The following is a 2,849-nucleotide window of genomic DNA, read 5'->3' as shown; positions in this document are numbered from 1 at the left end:
ACGGCGCAAAGCTTTTACGATTGGGGCGTCATCGCCGGGCATATCGCCAGCATGATACTGTTGAACGAATTTGACTTGACGCGAAAGTTGGAACCGTCCATCGAGCAACAGACGCTGTGGATGGAACAAGCGGAGGACGCAAAAGCCTCCGCTTTTTTCATGCCGCAAGCGGTCATTGACGCCATTTTGCAAAACGGCAGCGGTTTTGAGAACGGCAAGTTTCGCATTGCGCTGCATTTCCAGCAGTCGCTGTCCGCACAGGAGAACGCCGATTTCCTGAAACGGGAATACGGAACCGGCGGGCGTCTTCCCGCGCTGATCGGCACGGATATTCACATGAATTATGACAGCAAAGGCATCACGCTGACCCGCGGCTCGATCATGAACCCGGATACGCAGGTGGTGCTGCCGTGGATGAATGTGCAGAAACGTATCGGCGAACTGCTGGCAGCGGGTCGTTACTTGAACCGGAAGGAAGCCGAGCGGTTTCCTGCCTTTGCGGAGCAGCAGGAGGAAAAGCGGCGGCTGCAAGCGGCGGAAATGGCCAGGCGCGAATTGCCGCAGCCGGATGCATCGTCGGGGCTTTCCCGACCGGACGCGCAAGCGGAACCGGAACACACGCCTGTGAATCGGGAACGGGCGCGCTACGGTTATGACGCAGGCAGCACGGTCTGGATCGGTGCAGACGAATATGAAGTTGTGCAGCTGGAGCAACGAACAGTGGTGCTGCAAGACCGTCAGTTCCCGCTCTTCATCAAAGAGTTGAATCGTCGGGATTTTGAGCGAATGCTGCGCGAAAACCCGCTGAACGATCATCTGATTACCGGGGAGCAGGAATCGGAATGGACTGACGAAACGGCATGGGAAACGGCGGAAGATGCGGTTTTACCGGAGGAGAAGCCGGTGACGGAAGGGCCAGAGACCGTATCGCAGCCAGACACTTCCCTTTCCTCTGATGGTGCGGCCGGCCGCACCGCGCCAGCCCGTCCGTCTGTCCCGGCTGTCAACTACCGGATTACGGATGATGAACTGGGACATGGCGGCGCAAAAACGAAGTTCAAATGGAACATGGAAGCGATTCGGCTGCTGAACAAGCTGGAGCAGGAGCAGCGGCAAGCGACAGCGGACGAGCAGGCGGTGCTGGCCCGCTATGTCGGATGGGGCGGCATTCCGCAGGCATTTGACGAAGCGAACACGCAGTGGGCAGCCGAATATGCGGAACTGAAAAATGTGCTGGAGCCGGATGAATATGCGTCCGCTCGCGCGTCAACGCTGAATGCCCATTTTACGTCTGTGACCGTCATCAAGGCGATGTACGAATGCCTGGAGAGGATGGGCTTTCGCAGCGGCAATATTTTGGAGCCGTCTTGCGGCATCGGCAATTTCTTCGGTCTGGTGCCGGAGTCGTTCCAAGGCTCGCGGCTGTTTGGCGTGGAACTGGACAGCATTACCGGCCGTATTGCCAGGCAGCTATACCCGCAGGCGTCGATTGCGGTCAGCGGCTACGAACAGACGAATTTGCCGGACAGCTTCTTCGATCTCGCCATCGGGAACGTGCCGTTCGGCGGTTATGGCGTGGCGGATAAACGTTACGACAAGCACAAGTTTCTCATCCATGATTACTTTTTCGCCAAGACACTGGACAAAGTGCGTCCGGGCGGCATCATCGCCTTTATTACGTCCAAAGGAACGATGGACAAGCAAAACCCGGCGGTACGCAAATATATAGCGGAACGCGCCGAACTGCTCGGAGCGGTGCGTCTTCCGAGCAATGCGTTTTTAGCCAATGCCGGAACCGAAGTAACCGCCGACATTATCTTTTTGCAGAAACGGGATCGCATGGTCGCCGTCAGCGAGCAAACCGAAGCATGGCTTTCCCTATCCGAGACAGCGGACGGTGTGCCGGTGAATCGCTATTTCGCGGAACATCCCGATATGGTGCTGGGCACCATGGTTTTTGACGACCGGATGTACGGCAACCGGCAGGAAACGTCCTGCAAGCCATTTCCGGACGCCAATCTGGATGAGCTGCTGCGCGAAGCGTTGTCGGGCATCCATGCCGAATGGGCGGAGCTGGAACGGAAAGACCAGCCGGAGGAAGAAGAACCTTCGCTCCCTGCCGATCCGTCTGTCCGCAATTTCAGCTTTGCGCTGGTGGATGGACAAATCTACTATCGGGAGAACAGCCGGATGCGGCGTGTGGATACTTCCGCTACGGCGGCACGCCGCATCAAGGGAATGATTCAGCTGCGGGACACCGTGCGCGAGCTGATCGAGTACCAAACCGAAGACTACAGCGATGAGATGATAGAGCAGCAACAGCGCAAGCTGAATGCGCAGTATGACCGGTTTACGGCGCAATACGGCCTGATCAACAGCCGCGCCAACAGCCTTGCTTTTTCGGACGACAGTTCCTACTTTCTTCTTTGCTCGCTGGAAATCATCGACGAGGAAGGGCGGCTGCTGCGCAAGGCGGATATGTTCACCAAACGCACGATCCGGCAGCGCATCCATGTGGAACAGGTGGATACCGCTTCGGAGGCGCTTGCCGTTTCCATCGGCGCAAAAGCCCGTGTCGATCTGCCGTATATGGCGCAGCTAACCGGTTGGACGGAAGAACAACTGATAAAAGAGCTGCGCGGCGTCATCTTCCCCAATCCCGAAAATTTGGATGAGGAAGGAAAGCCGATCTACGAAACCGCGGATGCGTACTTGTCCGGCAATGTGCGGGAGAAGCTGCGTGTGGCCAGACAGTTTGCGGCATACGATGCCGAACGTTACGGCGAAAACGTCAAAGCGCTTGAAGCGGTGCAGCCGAAAGACCTGGACGCCTCCGAAATTGATGTCCG

At 57.2% G+C, this 2,849-nt stretch carries 1 protein-coding gene; it reads left to right on the top strand.

What is annotated here, in order from left to right; genetic code table 11:
* The coding region (locus SD70_RS32370; RefSeq protein WP_041052824.1) for an N-6 DNA methylase at positions 1-2,849 on the top strand (2,849 nt) is incomplete at both ends.

The sequence above is a fragment of the Gordoniibacillus kamchatkensis genome (genome assembly GCF_000829455.1).
GTDB classification, from domain to species: Bacteria; Bacillota; Bacilli; order Paenibacillales; family NBRC-103111; genus Gordoniibacillus; species Gordoniibacillus kamchatkensis.
This window is presented reverse-complemented; position numbering and strand designations above follow the sequence as displayed.